The organism is Halomonas sp. AOP12-B1-6 (assembly GCF_052379225.1).
Classification (GTDB): domain Bacteria; phylum Pseudomonadota; class Gammaproteobacteria; order Pseudomonadales; family Halomonadaceae; genus Vreelandella; species Vreelandella casei.
The window spans coordinates 726,828-742,857 of record NZ_JBQSYK010000001.1; the positions used below are offsets into that span (position 1 = coordinate 726,828).

The following is a 16,030-nucleotide window of genomic DNA, read 5'->3' on the forward strand; positions in this document are numbered from 1 at the left end:
CACCTTACGAGGTGGGCTTTAACTTATGTTTAGCCAAAAACTGTGCGCAGATGGCGGCGATAAGCATCGGTATCACGCTCAACGTTAGGCACTTTCATCACATCGTTGGCAATAAACGTCGGCAGCGCCGCTAAGCCGATAAACTCCTGCGATTTATGAAACGGAAAGTACACCCCATCCACTCCTCGCCCTTCAAAGAAGTTACCCGGCGCTTCGAATGCTTCCAAAGGCGCGTTCCAGGTCAACGACAGCATATAGCGGCGCCCCTGCAGTAAGCCTCCGCTGCCGTACTGCTTGCTAGGATCTTGGCGCGAACGGCCATCGCTGGCGTAGAGTGAACCGTGCCCCGCAGTAAACACTTCATCAATATAGCGCTTGACGATCCAGGGGGCGCCCATCCACCAGCCAGGCATTTGATACACAATCGTATCGGCCCACAAATAGCTCTGCACCTCGGCATCTGCATTATAACCTTGGTCAATCACTGTCTCGCGCACCTCATACCCCAACGCCTGCAATGTACTCACTGCCACGCTTTGCAGCGTATTATTGAGTTCACCGCCAGAGTGAGCGAACGCTTTTCCGCCATTAATCAGTAAAATCTTCATTGCTTGAATTCCCAAATAATTACCTAGCAACTTGGCTATATAATATAGCTAAGCAGCATAGTTAGAGCTGCATATGGCGCGTATTGTGAGATCAAAAGAGATGGAAAATAAGCCATGCTTGGTCAAAACACTTTTGATTTAAAATCAACAATACTGATAACGTTAGCGACTCATCTCAAAACAACAGATAAAGATCGAGATGCCTGATTAATGAGCCTCCCATATGAAAAGCACCCTTGAAGAACAGCAGGCATTTGTCACAGTGGTCGAAAGTGGCTCAATCACTAACGCCGCGGAACGGCTCGGCATTACGGTCTCTGGCGTTAGCCGTGCGCTTAATCGCCTAGAGCGAAAGCTCGGCACTACCTTGCTGCGCCGTACCACGCGTCGTTTGGAGCTCACAGAGGAAGGCGAGACGTTCCTGGGTCACTGCCACCACATTCTGGCGGCCGTGGATGAGGCTGAAGAAGCAATGCTGGATCGCCATAGCCAGCCCAAGGGCAGGCTGAGGATCAACGCAGCCCCTAGCTTTATGCAGTTCGTGATTGTGCCGGTGATTGGCAAGTTTCGTGCTCGCTATCCTGGTATTACACTAGCGCTCGACACTCATGACCGGTTTGTCGACCTGCTAGAACAACGGGTTGATCTGGCCATCCGTATCGGCGAGTTGGAAGATTCCTCGCTTCATGCACGCTTACTCGGCTACAGCCCACTGCGCATTCTGGCAAGCCCCGCCTACCTTGAATACCATGGCGCACCGCAAAGCATTGATGATCTCAAACAGCACAGCCTGCTGGGCTTTAATCAGCTCGATCATCTCAATCGCTGGCCGCTGCGTCACGCCGATGGGGCACTCTTGGCTATTACCCCAACGCTTGCGGCCTCTAGCGGCAGCACGTTAGTGGAGCTGGCCGTAGCGGGCGAAGGCATCGTGTGTTTAGCCGATTTTATGACCATTACGCCGCGCCAGAAAGGCACCCTCGTTGAAGTGCTTCCCAACCACATTGAGCTACAGACCCAAACCGTCAATGCCGTTTACTATCGCCAAGCCACGCTTTCACAGCGTACGCGGCTGTTTATGGACTTCTTGGCAGAGCAATTACCGGGGACGTATTTACAGCGCTGAACGCAACGATTGCGATGCCATTTAACGTTAAGCTTTTCTGGCGACCATCAGCTTGCTGGCCATACGCACCGTCATAACAATGGCGCTCAAGGCAACGACGATCAAAAAAACACCTAGCGCCAACATCGCGTGGAAGCCGAATAAATCAAACAACACTAATCCGGCCAGACACCCGCTAAGGAATGAAAAAATCGTCGTTAAATGCGTGTGCAGCTGCTTTTGAAAAAAACGCCGGTCGAGCCCCTTATCGCGTGAAACAAATGACGACAAGAACGAGCCTAGTGCAATGCCAACATCCGTCAACGTGCCGGTCACGTGAGTGGATCTCACTCGCCCATTCGACAGCTGAGTTGAGGTGGAGTTGTGTACTCCCATCAGAAAGCCCAGGGTTATCAGTATTTCCGCATTGAAGCGTACCGAGTAAAACAAAATTTCAAACACCGACACTGCGGTTAATGCCACACCTTCCGCCAGGAGAATCAAGCAAAAGATTGTTCTGAATTTTTGCCCAGCAATCACGGCAACCCGCGCAAGGCCACCGCCTATCACAAATGCCAGAAGCAGAGCGGCTAGAAACAAAAAGCCATACGTATCTGAGCTAGCCACCTCACTCGATATTTGCGAGGCATTGCCACTCATATGCGAAGGGAGAAAACCAAAGGCGCCCAAGGCCATGGCGTTGAGAATACCGGCGGCCGTCGCTAACACCAGTGCCAGATAACGATCTTCGGTATGGGATCGAGCTTTCTTCTTTTTAATCAGCACAAATCTTTTCCACCATTTTGAAGTAGACAAAATAAGACGTTAAGACTAAAGCATAACTCTTAAAACGTTAATGAAACGTGAACGATTCTCTAACGCCCTACGCTGATGGTTATTGTGCTTCCCAAGCGTGCAGTGGAAAACTCAGCTTATGCTCTATCACGCTAAGGGAAAAATTGGTGTAATCTTTCTATACTGGCAGGTGGAAAAACCGCCCAACGTGCGTGATTCACCTCGCTACACTCATCGCTATTTATGTTGCTTCCAGGCCATTTAAGGATGTTATGGGTCTTCAAGAAATCGCTTTTGGTGGCATTTACCTCAGCCCACTGCTGATTTACGCATTGATTGGGTTTGTCGCAACGCTAGTGACACGCTCCCTGCTCCACTGGGCAGTCGGGCAGTATGCGCTGTGGTACGAGGCCTGGTTCGATATCTCGCTTTTTGTCATCTTTACGGCAGCCACCACCTTCATTTTTACCATTTTGCTTGAGAGCCCTTAATGCGCCCTTCGCTTCGTATTCTGCTGACCCTTATTATTGTCGCGATTGCCATTGCCGCCGGTGCCTGGCTATGGCGCTACTATCTGTACACTCCCTGGACCCGCGACGCCCGCGTACACGCTGAAGTGATCACCATTGCCCCCGATGTTTCCGGCTGGGTGCGTACCCTTGACGTTGCGGACACCGATTACGTAGCGCAAGGCGATGCGCTGTTTGATATCGATGAAACGCGCTATCAGTCTGCCGTCGACAGCGCCCAAGCCACGGTGGACCATCGCCAGGCAACGCTTGAGTTAAACCGCGCGGAAGAGGGCCGACGCAACCAATTAAGCAATAGCCGGGCGATTAGTGCCGAAAATCAGCAGATTGCACAAATTAATTCGCGTATTGCCGCCGCTGACTTAGAACAAGCCCAGGCGCAATTAGCCAGCGCCCAGCTTGATTTAGCACGCACAAAGCTTACAGCCCCCGTCAGCGGGCACTTACTTAACGTACATCTCACCACAGGCAACTACGTGAATCGCGGCACGCCGGTGATGGCACTGATAGCCGACAACTCTTACTACGTCGTCGGTTACTTCGAAGAAACCAAAATGACATCGATCAACGTTGGCGATCCGGTCAATGTCATCCTGATGAACGGTGATACTCATTTAGACGGTCGGGTTGCGGGCATTGGCCGCGGCATTGCCGATAGCAACACCAGCCTTAACCCGCAGTTGCTACCCCAGGTAGCGCCGACGTTTAACTGGGTGCGCCTGGCGCAGCGTATCCCCGTTCGCATTACGTTAAACGAAGTGCCTGATGAGATGCTGCTGAGCGTGGGTATGACGGCAACCGTGCGCGTTCGCCCTGCCGCGCAGCCTGAGTAAGTCATGTCGCCGTTTCTGCAAACCTACCTGACGCCCAACGCCACGGCGGTGAAGTTCGCCATCAAGACCACGCTTGCAATGATGCTTGCGCTCTACATTGCGCTATTGTTCGATTTAGAACGCCCCTACTGGGCGCTAATTTCCGCGGCCTTTCTGCAAATTCGTCCGATGAGCGGCATGGTGGTCGAAAAAGGCATCTGCCAGCTTGTCGGCACTTTTATTGGTGCTGTAGCGGGCATTGTAATCATGGCATTCTTCGCTCAAGCCCGCATACCCGCACTTATCACGTTGACTAGCTGGATTATGCTATGCACCTATGTTGGCTCGCTATGGCGTAATAACTATACCTATGGCTGCCTGATGGCGGCCGTCACCGCGATGCTGATCGTAGTTATTTCCAGCGGTAGCACGCCCGCGGGAATTTTCGATATCGCGGTGGCGCGCCTATCCGAGCTAGGGCTGGGCGCGGTCTGCGCCATGTTAGTTAGCTCGCTGCTATGGCCATCCCATGTGGGAACGCATCTTGCCACCCAGGCCGACAGCGTGATCAACGAAGCCTTTGAGCATGCCGCCCTGCGCCTGGAAGCTAGCGACGATATTTCCGCCATGCAGAAGGCTCTTCGAGGTAGCTTAGGCCCGTTAACCTTACTAGAAACCGATAGCCAAGCTGCGCGTTTTGAAGGCCCTATTGGCCCGGGGCGGGTACGCGCGACCCATGTGCTAACGCGCCGCACCCTGCGCTTTTTCGCCAATTTACAGGCACTCCATCAACTTATGCACGACCACGCCGACCGGCTTGACCCACAAAGCCTTCAGTTGGCATGTCGCGTTGCGCAGGGTTTTCGTGATGCAGAACACGTCAAAGGCGTCATTGAGGCCAGAAAAGCGCTTCAAGCGCTGCGTCATGAGGTCCATGAAAGCGATGATGAAAGCAGCTTAGCACCGCTAGACCGCCGCCTTCGATTAGGGCTACGTGAATCAATTGGCCACGCTATGGTCATGCTCGATGCCCGTGAAGCCATAGCCTCGCCAGGACGCTATAAATTACGTTCATCGCAGCTAGCCTGGCACCGCGATCACCTTGCCGCTAGCATTAATGCCATACGCTCAGGGCTGGTGTTTTCGCTGCTGGCGACCTTTTGGATTGTCACTGCCTGGCAGAGCGCGATGATTGCGATGATGCTAGGCACTCTGTTTTCGGCTTTCTTCGCCAGTCGTGACAACCCGATAGCGATTACCATGATGTTTTATAAGGGCATGCTGGCCGCCATTCCCAGCGCTTTTCTATTTGGCCATGTGCTGCTTTCTCAGGCCAATAGCTTTCCGTTACTCGCACTCATTTTCGGAACACCGTTATTTTTAGGCCTGTTAGGGGCCACGAATATGGCGACCATGGGGTACTGCCTCGCCTTTACTATTTTCAACATCCTATTGACGATGCCCGGCAATGGTATGGACTTCTCGTTTGATAGTTTTGCCAACCGAGCCATCTCGGTGATTATCGGCCTTAGCTGCGTCGTCATGGCCTTTCGTCTGCTCCCAGGCCTGGGCACTCAGCTGAGACGACGACGCCTGATAAAAGCGATCTCCAAAGATATCCATGCGCTGAGACGAAACTCCATTCGCGACGCCGAAACCCGCTTCAGCGGCCACATGGCGGACCGTCTACTGCATCTAGCACAGCACGATGACATGCTGCCCGAAGAGCAGCGCCACCTGTTCATTCTTGGCCTTACCGGGCTCGATCTCGGCACCGCCACGCTAAGGCTGCGCGACCGGCTAGACGATGCCCCGCATCCGCAGATCCGCCAAGCGCATCAAAACCTTCTGCGCACACTCGCTACCGGTTTTGAGCACAGCGCTACCGGCCACCAGCCACAAGGCATTCGCGAGGCAGGAAAAGAGCTGGATGCAGCGATTACAACCTACGGCAATGTACCCGCCGACCGCCGCATCCTGCTGGAAGGCCTGATTGAACGGTTGGAGCTCTCGCTTGAGCGTCTGGCGCGCATCATGGCAGAGCGGCCGCATCTTAAGCGTGATAACAGCTTACAAACGAAGACGACACAGGCGGCTCAAAAGTAGCTGTGTGTAGCTATTTTTTGGCATCTGATGATTTTTTCTGCAATGCATCGCTAAACGCGGCGGCTAGAATACCGGTGGGCATGGCGATGATACCGATGCCTGCCACGGCGGTTAGGCCCGCAAAGAACTTCCCAAGCGCCGTGATAGGCGTTACGTCGCCATAGCCAACGGTGGTTAGCGTGGCGATGCTCCACCACAATGCGCGCGGCACGCTGCCAAACGCCTCGGGCTGCGCGGCGGCTTCCACCACGTAAAGACAGCAGGATGAAAATAGTAGCAGCAACCCCGCCACGCCCGCGCTTAGCAAAAGCTCATGAGAACGGGACTTTAACGCGTCAGCCAATGACACCCAAGCCTGGCTAAACCGCCCCAGCCGGGCGAGACGCAGCATGCGCGCTAAGCGTAAGAGCCGCAGCAGGAAGGCGTTGTTGTGGGTCATAAAACCCAAGAAGTAAGGCAAGATGGCGATTAGGTCCACCAGCGCCCAGAACGTAAACATATAGCGAAGCCGACCACCGAATCCGCGATAGCGCGGGTCTTCACCCATGGCATAAAGCCGTAACAGATACTCAACCGTAAAGATCACAACAAACGCGGTCTCAAGTACATAGAATAGCCCCGGTGCTCGTTGGCGAAGTGTGGGTTCGGTCTCTAAAATGGCCGCGAAAGAGGCAACCAAAATCAGCGCGCAAATCACCTTATTGAGCAGCGACAGCCCAAGCTGCTGACGGGCTTCCGCCGCCAACTGACGGTATAAAATAGCTCTATTCATACCTTCGCTCCAACAGTCGTCGGTTGACGTAAATCAATCGAGAGATGACCACCTTAGCATGCATGTTCGGACGCTTATTCCTTGGATACAAGGCGTAGATCACCAATGGAGGCCAGCGCAGTTTGAATGGTTCTTATGCTGTTCTCGCTACGTGATATGTGAATTATGCTATCGGCGCCTCCAGCCGGACTCTTTATAGATCATTATTAATACAATATTGAATACCTTTTTCGCAAAAGCCCCCAGCCTGGGCCGGGGGCTTGTAAAACACTTGAGCCTAACGCGTTAAGCTTAGGAGTCTACGTGAAACGCCATGGTGGCGTTTACCGCCTTCTTCCAACCTGCATAGAGCTCATCGCGCTTTTCGTCTTTCATCTGCGGCGTAAAGCGCCGCTCTAGCGCCCACTGCTTGACGATCTCATCGCGTGATTTCCAAAATCCTACGGCGAGTCCGGCGAGATAAGCCGCCCCAAGCGCAGTGGTCTCGTTTACCTCGCAACGCAGTACGTCGACCCCCAGGATATCGGCCTGGAACTGGGCAAGAAAATCATTGGAGATCGCCCCGCCATCGGTGCGAAGCTCAGTCAGCGCAATGTCAGCATCAGCCTGCATGGCTTTGAGGACATCGGCACTTTGATACGCAAGCGACTCCACCGCCGCACGCACAAAGTGCTCTTTCTGGGTTCCCCGAGAGAGCCCAAACATGGCACCGCGCACGTTGGAGTTCCAGTAAGGTGCCCCTAAACCGGTAAAGGCAGGCACCATATAAACGCCGTCATTATCTTTAGCGCGTGTGGCATACGCTTCTGAATCCGAAGCTTTTCCCAGCATTCTCAGGCCATCACGCAGCCACTGAATCACTGAGCCCGCCACAAACACGCTGCCTTCCAAGGCGTACTCCAGCGTGCCATCCACTTCCCACGCCACGGTGGTAAGCAGGCCGTTTTTAGAGGGCGTGGCGTGGGTGCCGGTATTCATTAGCGTAAAGCAGCCGGTGCCATACGTATTTTTTGCCATACCTGGCTCAAAACAGGCCTGACCAAACAGAGCCGCATTCTGGTCGCCGGCGATACCCGCAATCGGCACCTCTTGGCCCATCAGGAACTTAGGCAGTATGTTGCCGTAGATCTCACTGCTGGACTTAACCTCGGGAAGCATCGACTCCGGGACACCGAACAGTTCAAGAAGCTCCGGGTCCCACTGCCGATCACGAATATTAAACAGCATCGTACGCGAAGCGTTACTGACATCGGTGACGTGCACGGCACCGCCCGTCAGGTTCCACACCAACCATGAATCTATGGTGCCGAAAAGCAGATCGCCCTTCTCCGCTTTCTCCTTAACACCCGCCACGTTCTCAAATAACCACTTCAACTTAGTGGCAGAGAAATAAGCGTCAATGACCAGCCCGGTTTTATCGCGAATCATATCGGCGTGGCCTGCTTCACGCAGCTCATCGCAGATCTCGGCAGAGTGGCGCGACTGCCAAACAATGGCGTTATGGACGGCCTGCCCGGTGTTTTTGTCCCACACCACGGTGGTTTCACGCTGATTGGTAATACCGATGGAGGCGATCTCGGCAACATCAATACCACTGTTGTTAATCACCTCCGTTAAGGTGGTCAGCACGCTGGTCATGATCTCGCGAGGACAGTGTTCAACCCAGCCAGGGCGCGTAAAAATCTGCTCAAACTCGTGCTGCGCCACGCTGACTATCCGGCCGTCATGGTCAAATAGCATCGCCCGCGAGCTAGTGGTGCCTTGATCAATAGCGAGAACGTAGTTTTTCTGGCTCATGAAATGCCTCTCAATCGTTAACGTTACGTGGCTGTTTTAAAAAACCAGCAGACTGCCTTAATAAATGCTGACTTAATAAACTCTGACTTAATAAACATAGGCGGCAAGCCCAGCAAGGACACTGCCGATAGCAGGCCCTAGGATTGGCACCCATGCGTAGGACCAGTTGCTTGTCCCTTTATGTTTAATGGGAAGCAGCGCGTGAGCAATACGCGGCCCCAAATCTCGGGCGGGGTTGATTGCATAGCCTGTTGGCCCGCCTAGCGAAGCGCCAATCGACACTACCAGCAGTGCTACGGCCAGCGGGCCAAGCCCTGACGGCGTATGGCCAAACATGATAATGACAAATATAAGCACAAAGGTACCAATGATCTCGGTCACCAGATTCCACCCGTAGGAGGGAATTGCCGGGCCTGTAGAGAACGTTGCTAATATGCTTGAAGCATCCTCAGTGTCATCGTAATGCTTTTTATAGGCTAGGTAACAAACGACTGCGCCCAGCCAGGCACCGATGATTTCAGCCGTAAAATAGGCGGCGGTGGTAGCAACGTTGATAGGAATGCCGGGCGCGTATTCAGTTGCCGGGCCTACAAGCAGTCCAAGGGTAACGGCAGGGTTAATATGGGCACCGGTGTCAAAGGCGACGTAAACCGCGCAAAAAACCGCCAACCCCCAACCAAAGAAGATAACGATACCATCGCTGCCATTACCGTTGGTTTTGTTCAACAGCACGTTAGCCACCACCCCACACCCCAAGAGCGTTAATACCGCTGTACCGGCTATTTCATGTAGAAAAATTGTTCCAAGCATTGTCACCCCGCCGCCCTTTTTGCCCCAGCTCGCTTTTATTGAAAGCAGCCAATGTTGTATTTCGAAAATGTTTTTCTTTTTGGCATCCTATAGCGGGTATTAAAAAAAACAATATAAAAAAAACAACGCCTTTCAAATAACCACATATGCAGTTGATTTAAAAGGAATACAAAGAGCGATAGACATTAGTTTAATATGGAGTTTACATTGTTAATAGTCATCATTAATTCACATAGGCAGCAAAGCCTGTCAAATAACGAACATTTTATGATGCAGTTGTTTCCGGCTCGTTACCGTTAAGCCCACGTAATTTATAGGCGCAATTGATAGCTAATATCCTGCAGGAATGGCTAATAGCCTACCGCCAGCATCAAATACTAAGAGTTCTCATACACATTTACATTTACGAATCATTTTTATATGATCACCCCGCTATTGAACGATATAAAACTAATGAGCGAGCGCCGCCAAGGCGTGACTCAAGGGATCATATGAAAACGTCGTCACTTCATGTTTTAGATTGCATGCAACATTCTGTGCCTAGCCATTTAACGGCCTCTTTCTCCTTGCGAAGCGCTACCTTCACCGCACTTATCGCGGGCTCTCTATTTGCTTCGAGCAGCGCATTGGCTCAGTCGGGTTCCGCCAACGATGCCGAATCGCTAGGCACCGTGACAGTGACCGGCACCAATTTATATGAGAACGTTGGCTATACGCGGCGCACCACTAGCGCAGGCACAGGCTTAACGCTGAGTCAGAAAGAGCTGCCACAAGCCATCAGCATCGTCACCGAGCAGCGTATTCAGGATCAAAATCTGGCCACCATCGAAGACGTATTGAGAAACACCACAGGCATTTCAGTGCGCAATGTTGATAGTGACCGCGTCAGCTTTGCAGCGCGCGGCTTTCGCATCAATAGCTTTCAGTACGACGGCATTCCGACGCTCAATACCGATAACCGCTGGTACTTCGGCGAAGGCCGGCTGAATACGGCGATCTACGACCGCGTTGAGGTGATTCGCGGCGCTAACGGGCTCGTTAGCGGTTCGGGAAACCCGGGGGCATCGGTTAACTTTGTGCGTAAGCACGCCGACAGCCGCGAGTTTACTGGTTCGGTTTCCGGCACGCTGGGCAGTTGGGATCAGCAAGGTACCACCGTTGATCTCACCACACCGCTAACGGCTTCAGGCAATGTGCGTGCGCGGTTTATCGGCGGTTACGAGGAGGGCGGCGCCCACCTTGATCGCCAGGACAAGCGCCGCACGTTCGGTTACGGGATTATCGACGCCGATGTGACCGATGCCACCACGCTTTCGATAGGCTTTGATTACCAGGATAGCCATACCTCCTCGCCCACCTGGGGCGGTTTACCGCTATGGTTCAGCAACGGTACGCCCACCAACTACTCACGTTCATTTAGCGTCGCACCAGACTGGTCCTACTACGATTTCGAGTCTGAGAAAGTCTTCGCTGAAATCAGCCACCGTTTCGACAACGACTGGCAAGTGCGCGTCGTGGGCACGCATGAAAAAACCGATATGGATGGCAAGCTGGCTTACCCTTACGTAGAGGCAACGCTGCCAGATCAAATGGATGGTAGCGGAGTGGACTTCTTTACCGGATGGAACCGTGGACACCGTGAAGTCGACTCTGTAGACGTCCAGGCCAGCGGCCCGTTTGCACTATTAGGCCGTGAGCATGAACTCGTCATCGGCGGCAGCTACAGCGACCAAACCAACGACTACGAAAACACCTTCATCTCTGGCTTTGACGTTGATGATTTAAACCATTGGGATGGCTCGGCCCCGAACGAAGGTTGGCCTGAATTCACTCCTTCTGAAGCTTCCAGCACCCGTCAGAAAGCCGTTTATACTGCCTCGCGCTTTTCGCTAGCTGATCCGCTAACGCTGATTGTGGGCGCACGCTATACCGAGTGGGATGGGATGACGCTATTCCGCAGCCTGGATAGCCAGAGCAAGTACGAAGTAACACCCTACGGCGGCTTGGTGTTTGATTTTAATGATACTTACTCGGCCTTTGCCAGCTACACCGAAATTTTTGAGCCCCAGAACTATCGCGATGCTGACGGTACCTACCTAGATCCGGTCGTGGGCAAAAACTACGAAACCGGCCTCAAGGCTGCGTGGTTCAATGGTCTGCTCAACGGTTCTTTCTCCGTGTTTCGTATCGAGCAGGACAACGTTGCTGCGGCTCTGCCAATGGTGGGCCCTGGCCAAACCGAGACGTTTTATTCGGCCGCTGACGGCGTAGTGAGTGAAGGGTTTGAAATGGAGCTGAGCGGCGCGGTGACCGAGGATCTTAATATGACCGTCGGCTACTCCCACTTCACTGCAACGTCCGACGATGACTCGTTCAACATTAATCAGCCGCGTTCGCTGTTCAACCTCTTCGCCAGCTATAACGTGCCGCAACTACGCGAGCTGACCCTCGGCGGTGGCGTTAACTGGCAGAGCAGCCTCTTCGCCGGTGACCTTACTACCCCGCCAGGAATACCCAACGAGTTCGAACAGAGTAGCTATACGCTGGCCAACCTGTTTGGCCGCTACCAGTTCACGCCGGACCTGTCGCTTCAGGTTAACGTCAAGAATCTGTTCGATGAGAAGTACTACAGCAATGTGGGTGGCTACGGCGTTTACGGCGAACCCGCAAGCATCTCCTCAACACTGCGCTACGCGTTCTAATTGACGCACGCGCTGTCAGCCACTGATGGCTACATGGCCGCCTTGAACACCGTTTGAGGCGGCCATCTTATTCATTTGGAGCGTCATGATGACCTGGTTACTGAGTAGTAAAACGCTCGGCCTTGCGATGATTGCAACACTCGCTTTGAACTCAACACTGGCTACCGCCCAAGAATATCCGCTTGAAATTGAGCACGCCCTGGGCACAACCGTGCTGACCCAAAAGCCTGAGCGGATCGCGACGGTGGCCTGGGCAAACCATGAGATACCGCTTTCTCTTGGCGTTGTGCCGGTTGGCTTTGCTGCCGCAGGCTTTGGTGACGATGACAACTCTGGCCTGCTTCCTTGGGTAGAAGCACATTTTGCAGAGATTGATGCTCCGCTTCCGGCGCTGTTCGACGAAGGTGACGGAATTGATTTCGAAGCCGTTGCCGCCAGCCAGCCCGATGTCATTCTTGCCGCGTACTCAGGGCTCAGCCAATCCGACTATGACACCTTGAGTCAGATAGCGCCGGTCGTCGCCTACACCGAAGGCCCCTGGGCCACCGGTTGGCGCGATATGATTCTGCTCAATAGCGCGGGCATGGGCATGGCTGAAGAAGGTGAGGCGCTGGTCGAACGTCTTGAGACAACCATTGCCGATACCGCCGCCGCCCATACCGAGCTTGAAGGTAAAACGGCGATGTTCGTGACCCACCTTGATCCCACTAACCTTGGGCGTATCTCTTTTTACAACGACAACGATGCGCGCGTGCAGTTTTTTCATGATTTAGGGATGGTCTCGCCAGCGATCGTCAAACAGAACTCACCGCCCGGCAAATACTCAGGCGAAATCAGTTCTGAGCTGATTGATGAGCTCAACGATGTGGATATTCTCGTCACCTACGGTGGCCAAGCGCTGGTTGATCAGCTCGAAGCCCACCCGCTAACGTCCCGACTCCCGGCCGTTGAAAACGGCGCCATTGTGCTGCTGGGCAATACACCGCTGGGCGCTGCGGCCAACCCTACCCCGATGTCGATTCCTTGGTTATTAGACGATTATGCTGACCTACTCTCAGAAGCCGCACGTCAGTCAGACTAATGGTGTCACGGCGCCTGGCGATAGGATGGCGACGGATGACAGTACGCTTCTTAGGCAGCGCCAGCTGAGTAAGCGGTTAGCGGCGGGTATAGCGTTGCTAGCGTTACTGGCCCTGGCGGTGATGCTTTCTGTAGTCTTTGGCACCCGTGATGTTGGCTGGCCAGAAATAGCGGCGGCGTTGAGTGGGCAAATCGAAAGCATCGGAGATGCCGCCGTGGCCAATCGCATTCCGCGCACGCTGCTGGCAATGCTTGCCGGGGCCGCGCTGGGCGTTTCGGGCGGCGTTATGCAGGGCCTGACGCGCAACCCGCTTGCCGACCCCGGCCTGTTAGGCGTGAACGCCGGAGCGGCGCTGGCCATTGTGATTGGCATCGCCTGGTTTGGGATTGATGAAACGACTGCCTATATCTGGACCGCGATTGCGGGCGCCGGGCTAACGGCCGTTGCAGTTTACGCCATTGCGAGCCTCTCCCGCGGTGGCGCCACGCCGCTGCGGCTAGCGCTTGCCGGCGCTGCCACCACGGCAGCGCTGAGCTCGCTGGCCACGGCGGTCATCTTGCCGCGTAACGATATTGCCGGGCTGGTGCAGTCTTGGCTGGTGGGGGGAGTAGGCGGCGCCACTCATGATCAAATAGTGCCGGTGCTGCCCTTTTTGCTCGTAGGGTTTGTGATCACCCTGCTGGCGGCGCGCAAGCTCAACCTACTAGCGCTTGGGGATGATACGGCCGCGGGTCTGGGTGAAAAGGTCGCCGTCGCTCGGGCTATGTCCGCGATCGGTGCGGTACTGCTCTGCGGCGCTATTACGGCGGTCTGCGGCCCGATTGGCTTCGTCGGCCTAGTCGTGCCGCACGCCTGCCGACTGCTGGTCGGTGGTGATTATCGCTGGCTGCTGCCCTTCTCTGCTCTGGCCGGTGCCGTACTCCTCACGCTGTCTGATGTCGTTGGGCGCTTAATAGTGCAACCATCGGAGCTAGATGTAGGTATTGTGACGGCGTTTATTGGCGCCCCCGTGTTTATCTGGATTGTACGTAACCGAAAAGTAGGGTCGCTATGACCGGCCAGACGCTTCCCGTAACGGCTGAGTTCGGGCGAATGCGCCAAGCACAGACCAAACACCGCCGGCGCATGATGGCGGTTCTGGTCGTTTTGTTACTGGCAGGCGTGGCGTTGACGCTAACGCTGGGGCAGTCCTTTACCCCGCTGATGACCGTACTGCGTGTTCTTGGCGGTGCGGAAATCCCTGGAGCAGGCTTTACCGTGCGTGAATTACGCCTGCCGCGGGCGGTCATTTCGGTACTGACCGGGGCTTGCTTTGGCCTCGGCGGCGTCGCCTTTCAAACGATGTTACGCAACCCGCTCGCCAGTCCCGACATTATTGGCATCAGCACGGGGGCCAGTACCGGCGCAGTTTTCGCTATCGTGGTGCTATCAATGAGCGGCCCGGCCGTTTCCATGGTGGCGATTGGCGCAGGGCTGGGCGTTGCACTGTTGATCTATGCGCTCTCTTGGCAACAGGGCGTCACCGGCGGACGCTTGATTCTCATCGGTATTGGCCTTGCCGCCATGCTGCAAAGCGTCACTGCCTACCTGCTAATGCGCGCACCCAGCTGGACGCTGCAAGAAGCACTGCGCTGGATGACCGGCAGTGTCAACGGCGCGCAGCTTGACCAGGCGCTACCGCTATTCATCGCGCTTGTTCTCTTCGGCGGACTGCTGCTAAGCCGTAGCCGCGACCTTGAAACCATGCGCATGGGGGATGATATAGCGGCAGGTTTAGGGGTTCGTTTAGCCGTTACGCGTATCACTATCGTCGTTTGTGCCGTGGCCCTGGTGGCTTTCGCGACGTCAGTTTCCGGCCCCATCGCGTTCGTCGCCTTTCTTTCCGGCCCCATTGCCGCGCGCCTGATTGGTCGAAACGGTTCACTGCTGATCCCCTCTGCGCTGGTGGGTGCCCTACTGGTATTACTAGGCGATTACGCAGGTCAGTTTCTGCTGCCCGCACGCTACCCGGTCGGCATTGTCACCGGCGTGCTGGGCGCCCCTTACCTTATTTATTTAATTATTCGCGACAATAAAAGCAGAGGCTCTTTATGAACGCTTCATCGTTACTCGCCCAGGGTTTGGTGGCCGGCTACGGGGAGCGCCCCGTGCTCAATGATGTCAGCCTCACCGTTTGTGCTGGCCATACCACGGCCATTGTTGGTGCCAACGCCTGCGGGAAATCGACCCTGTTACGCGTGCTCTCGCGGCTGCTCGCCCCTACCCAGGGTGACGTATTACTCGATGGCAACGCTATTCATAAGCTACCCACGCGACGCCTGGCGCAACAGCTGGGCTTTTTGCCGCAATCCCCTATCGCACCAGAAGGCATTACCGTGCTGGATCTGGTCAGCCGCGGCCGTCACCCCCATCAAGGGCTCTTTAAACGCTGGACTGCAAACGATGATGCCGCCGTGGCGGAGGCCTTGAGGGCCACCCACATGACCGTGCTTGCCGATGCCGCAGTAGAAGAGCTTTCGGGCGGGCAGCGCCAGCGGGCCTGGATCGCCATGGCGCTTGCGCAGCAAACGAATGTACTGCTACTCGATGAGCCGACCACCTTTCTCGACATCAACCATCAAATTGAAGTGCTCGATCTGTTGACTGATCTCAACCAGGCGCGAGGTACCACCGTGGTGATGGTGCTGCATGAACTCAACCTAGCTGCCCGCTACGCCGACAGGCTTGTAGCGATGACCAAGGGGAAGGTTTACGCGGTGGGGCCGCCGGAGCAGATATTCACCGAGCAGATGGTGCGGGAGGTGTTTGGCCTAGAGAGCCGGGTCATTGAAGACCCGGTCAGCGGCAAGCCCATGATGATTCCACTAGGGCGTCACGGTAAGGTGCGCAAAGCCAGATGATCTCGCTTTGAA

The 16,030-nt window shown here is 54.7% G+C and carries 14 protein-coding genes; 9 read left to right on the forward strand and 5 right to left on the reverse strand.

Annotated features, from left to right (window positions below):
- Positions 1 to 29: 29 nt before the first annotated feature.
- Entirely contained in the window at positions 30 to 608 is a 579-nt protein-coding gene (locus tag ACT3TR_RS03255; protein WP_444624522.1) for an NAD(P)H-dependent oxidoreductase, read from the reverse strand.
- A gap of 223 nt (positions 609 to 831) precedes the next feature.
- On the opposite strand from ACT3TR_RS03255, the gene ACT3TR_RS03260 reads away from it, so the two are divergent.
- A complete protein-coding gene (locus ACT3TR_RS03260) occupies positions 832 to 1,734 on the forward strand; it encodes a LysR substrate-binding domain-containing protein (RefSeq protein ID WP_444624521.1) in 903 nt (300 codons plus the stop codon).
- Between the two features lie 27 nt (positions 1,735 to 1,761).
- On the opposite strand, the gene ACT3TR_RS03265 is transcribed toward ACT3TR_RS03260, so the two are convergent.
- Positions 1,762 to 2,499 carry a YoaK family protein gene (locus ACT3TR_RS03265; protein WP_441685759.1) on the reverse strand — a complete coding sequence of 246 codons (738 nt, stop codon included), beginning with the start codon at positions 2,497 to 2,499 and terminating at the stop codon, positions 1,762 to 1,764.
- A 281-nt stretch (positions 2,500 to 2,780) separates the two neighbouring features.
- On the opposite strand from ACT3TR_RS03265, the gene ACT3TR_RS03270 reads away from it, so the two are divergent.
- The 3 genes from ACT3TR_RS03270 to ACT3TR_RS03280 are packed head-to-tail and all read left to right on the forward strand — an operon-like array spanning position 2,781 to position 5,956.
- Positions 2,781 to 2,999 (forward strand): DUF1656 domain-containing protein, encoded by a 219-nt coding sequence (locus ACT3TR_RS03270; protein ID WP_096281889.1) that lies wholly within the window; start codon positions 2,781 to 2,783, stop codon positions 2,997 to 2,999.
- Positions 2,999 to 3,871 carry an efflux RND transporter periplasmic adaptor subunit gene (locus tag ACT3TR_RS03275; RefSeq protein WP_444624520.1) on the forward strand — a complete coding sequence of 291 codons (873 nt, stop codon included), beginning with the start codon at positions 2,999 to 3,001 and terminating at the stop codon, positions 3,869 to 3,871. Before ACT3TR_RS03270 ends, ACT3TR_RS03275 begins: the two co-directional genes overlap by 1 nt.
- Before the next feature lie 3 nt (positions 3,872 to 3,874).
- Positions 3,875 to 5,956, forward strand: coding sequence for an FUSC family protein (locus ACT3TR_RS03280; protein WP_444624519.1), 2,082 nt, complete (start codon positions 3,875 to 3,877; stop codon positions 5,954 to 5,956).
- Between the two features lie 10 nt (positions 5,957 to 5,966).
- On the opposite strand, the gene ACT3TR_RS03285 is transcribed toward ACT3TR_RS03280, so the two are convergent.
- The 3 genes from ACT3TR_RS03285 to ACT3TR_RS03295 all read right to left on the reverse strand — a co-directional run bounded on the left by ACT3TR_RS03285 (position 5,967) and on the right by ACT3TR_RS03295 (position 9,335).
- Positions 5,967 to 6,728 (reverse strand): ion transporter, encoded by a 762-nt coding sequence (locus tag ACT3TR_RS03285; RefSeq protein WP_444624518.1) that lies wholly within the window; start codon positions 6,726 to 6,728, stop codon positions 5,967 to 5,969.
- A gap of 291 nt (positions 6,729 to 7,019) precedes the next feature.
- Positions 7,020 to 8,525: a glycerol kinase GlpK gene (glpK, locus tag ACT3TR_RS03290; RefSeq protein ID WP_096281893.1), complete on the reverse strand. Its 1,506-nt coding sequence runs from the start codon at positions 8,523 to 8,525 to the stop codon at positions 7,020 to 7,022.
- Positions 8,526 to 8,612: 87 nt separating this feature from the next.
- A complete protein-coding gene (locus ACT3TR_RS03295; protein ID WP_096281894.1) occupies positions 8,613 to 9,335 on the reverse strand; it encodes an MIP/aquaporin family protein in 723 nt (240 codons plus the stop codon).
- A gap of 524 nt (positions 9,336 to 9,859) precedes the next feature.
- Between ACT3TR_RS03295 and fhuE the strand changes: the two genes are divergently transcribed.
- The 5 genes from fhuE (at position 9,860) to ACT3TR_RS03320 (ending at position 16,018) form a co-directional block, all read left to right on the forward strand.
- The gene (gene fhuE / locus ACT3TR_RS03300) at positions 9,860 to 12,037 is read left to right on the forward strand and encodes a ferric-rhodotorulic acid/ferric-coprogen receptor FhuE (RefSeq protein ID WP_441686599.1); all 2,178 of its coding nucleotides are present in this window, start codon (positions 9,860 to 9,862) and stop codon (positions 12,035 to 12,037) included.
- An 88-nt stretch (positions 12,038 to 12,125) separates the two neighbouring features.
- Entirely contained in the window at positions 12,126 to 13,118 is a 993-nt protein-coding gene (locus tag ACT3TR_RS03305; RefSeq protein WP_444624517.1) for an iron-siderophore ABC transporter substrate-binding protein, read from the forward strand.
- Positions 13,119 to 13,143: 25 nt separating this feature from the next.
- A complete protein-coding gene (locus tag ACT3TR_RS03310) occupies positions 13,144 to 14,172 on the forward strand; it encodes a FecCD family ABC transporter permease (protein WP_225734315.1) in 1,029 nt (342 codons plus the stop codon).
- Entirely contained in the window at positions 14,169 to 15,212 is a 1,044-nt protein-coding gene (locus ACT3TR_RS03315; RefSeq protein ID WP_444624516.1) for a FecCD family ABC transporter permease, read from the forward strand. The genes ACT3TR_RS03310 and ACT3TR_RS03315 overlap by 4 nt, the downstream gene beginning before the upstream one ends.
- Positions 15,209 to 16,018 carry an ABC transporter ATP-binding protein gene (locus tag ACT3TR_RS03320; protein WP_444624515.1) on the forward strand — a complete coding sequence of 270 codons (810 nt, stop codon included), beginning with the start codon at positions 15,209 to 15,211 and terminating at the stop codon, positions 16,016 to 16,018. Before ACT3TR_RS03315 ends, ACT3TR_RS03320 begins: the two co-directional genes overlap by 4 nt.
- The last annotated feature ends 12 nt before the right edge of the window (positions 16,019 to 16,030 follow it).

Excerpts from the sequence above, each read along its gene's own strand:
- ACT3TR_RS03255 (WP_444624522.1), bottom strand. The coding sequence starts at position 608 with ATGAAGATTTTACTGATTAATGGCGGAAAAGCGTTCGCTCACTCTGGC.
- ACT3TR_RS03260 (WP_444624521.1), top strand. The coding sequence starts at position 832 with ATGAAAAGCACCCTTGAAGAACAGCAGGCATTTGTCACAGTGGTCGAA.
- ACT3TR_RS03270 (WP_096281889.1), top strand. The coding sequence starts at position 2,781 with ATGGGTCTTCAAGAAATCGCTTTTGGTGGCATTTACCTCAGCCCACTG.
- ACT3TR_RS03275 (WP_444624520.1), top strand. The coding sequence starts at position 2,999 with ATGCGCCCTTCGCTTCGTATTCTGCTGACCCTTATTATTGTCGCGATT.
- ACT3TR_RS03280 (WP_444624519.1), top strand. The coding sequence starts at position 3,875 with ATGTCGCCGTTTCTGCAAACCTACCTGACGCCCAACGCCACGGCGGTG.
- ACT3TR_RS03285 (WP_444624518.1), bottom strand. The coding sequence starts at position 6,728 with ATGAATAGAGCTATTTTATACCGTCAGTTGGCGGCGGAAGCCCGTCAG.
- glpK (WP_096281893.1), bottom strand. The coding sequence starts at position 8,525 with ATGAGCCAGAAAAACTACGTTCTCGCTATTGATCAAGGCACCACTAGC.
- ACT3TR_RS03295 (WP_096281894.1), bottom strand. The coding sequence starts at position 9,335 with ATGCTTGGAACAATTTTTCTACATGAAATAGCCGGTACAGCGGTATTA.
- fhuE (WP_441686599.1), top strand. The coding sequence starts at position 9,860 with ATGCAACATTCTGTGCCTAGCCATTTAACGGCCTCTTTCTCCTTGCGA.
- ACT3TR_RS03305 (WP_444624517.1), top strand. The coding sequence starts at position 12,126 with ATGACCTGGTTACTGAGTAGTAAAACGCTCGGCCTTGCGATGATTGCA.
- ACT3TR_RS03310 (WP_225734315.1), top strand. The coding sequence starts at position 13,144 with ATGGCGACGGATGACAGTACGCTTCTTAGGCAGCGCCAGCTGAGTAAG.
- ACT3TR_RS03315 (WP_444624516.1), top strand. The coding sequence starts at position 14,169 with ATGACCGGCCAGACGCTTCCCGTAACGGCTGAGTTCGGGCGAATGCGC.
- ACT3TR_RS03320 (WP_444624515.1), top strand. The coding sequence starts at position 15,209 with ATGAACGCTTCATCGTTACTCGCCCAGGGTTTGGTGGCCGGCTACGGG.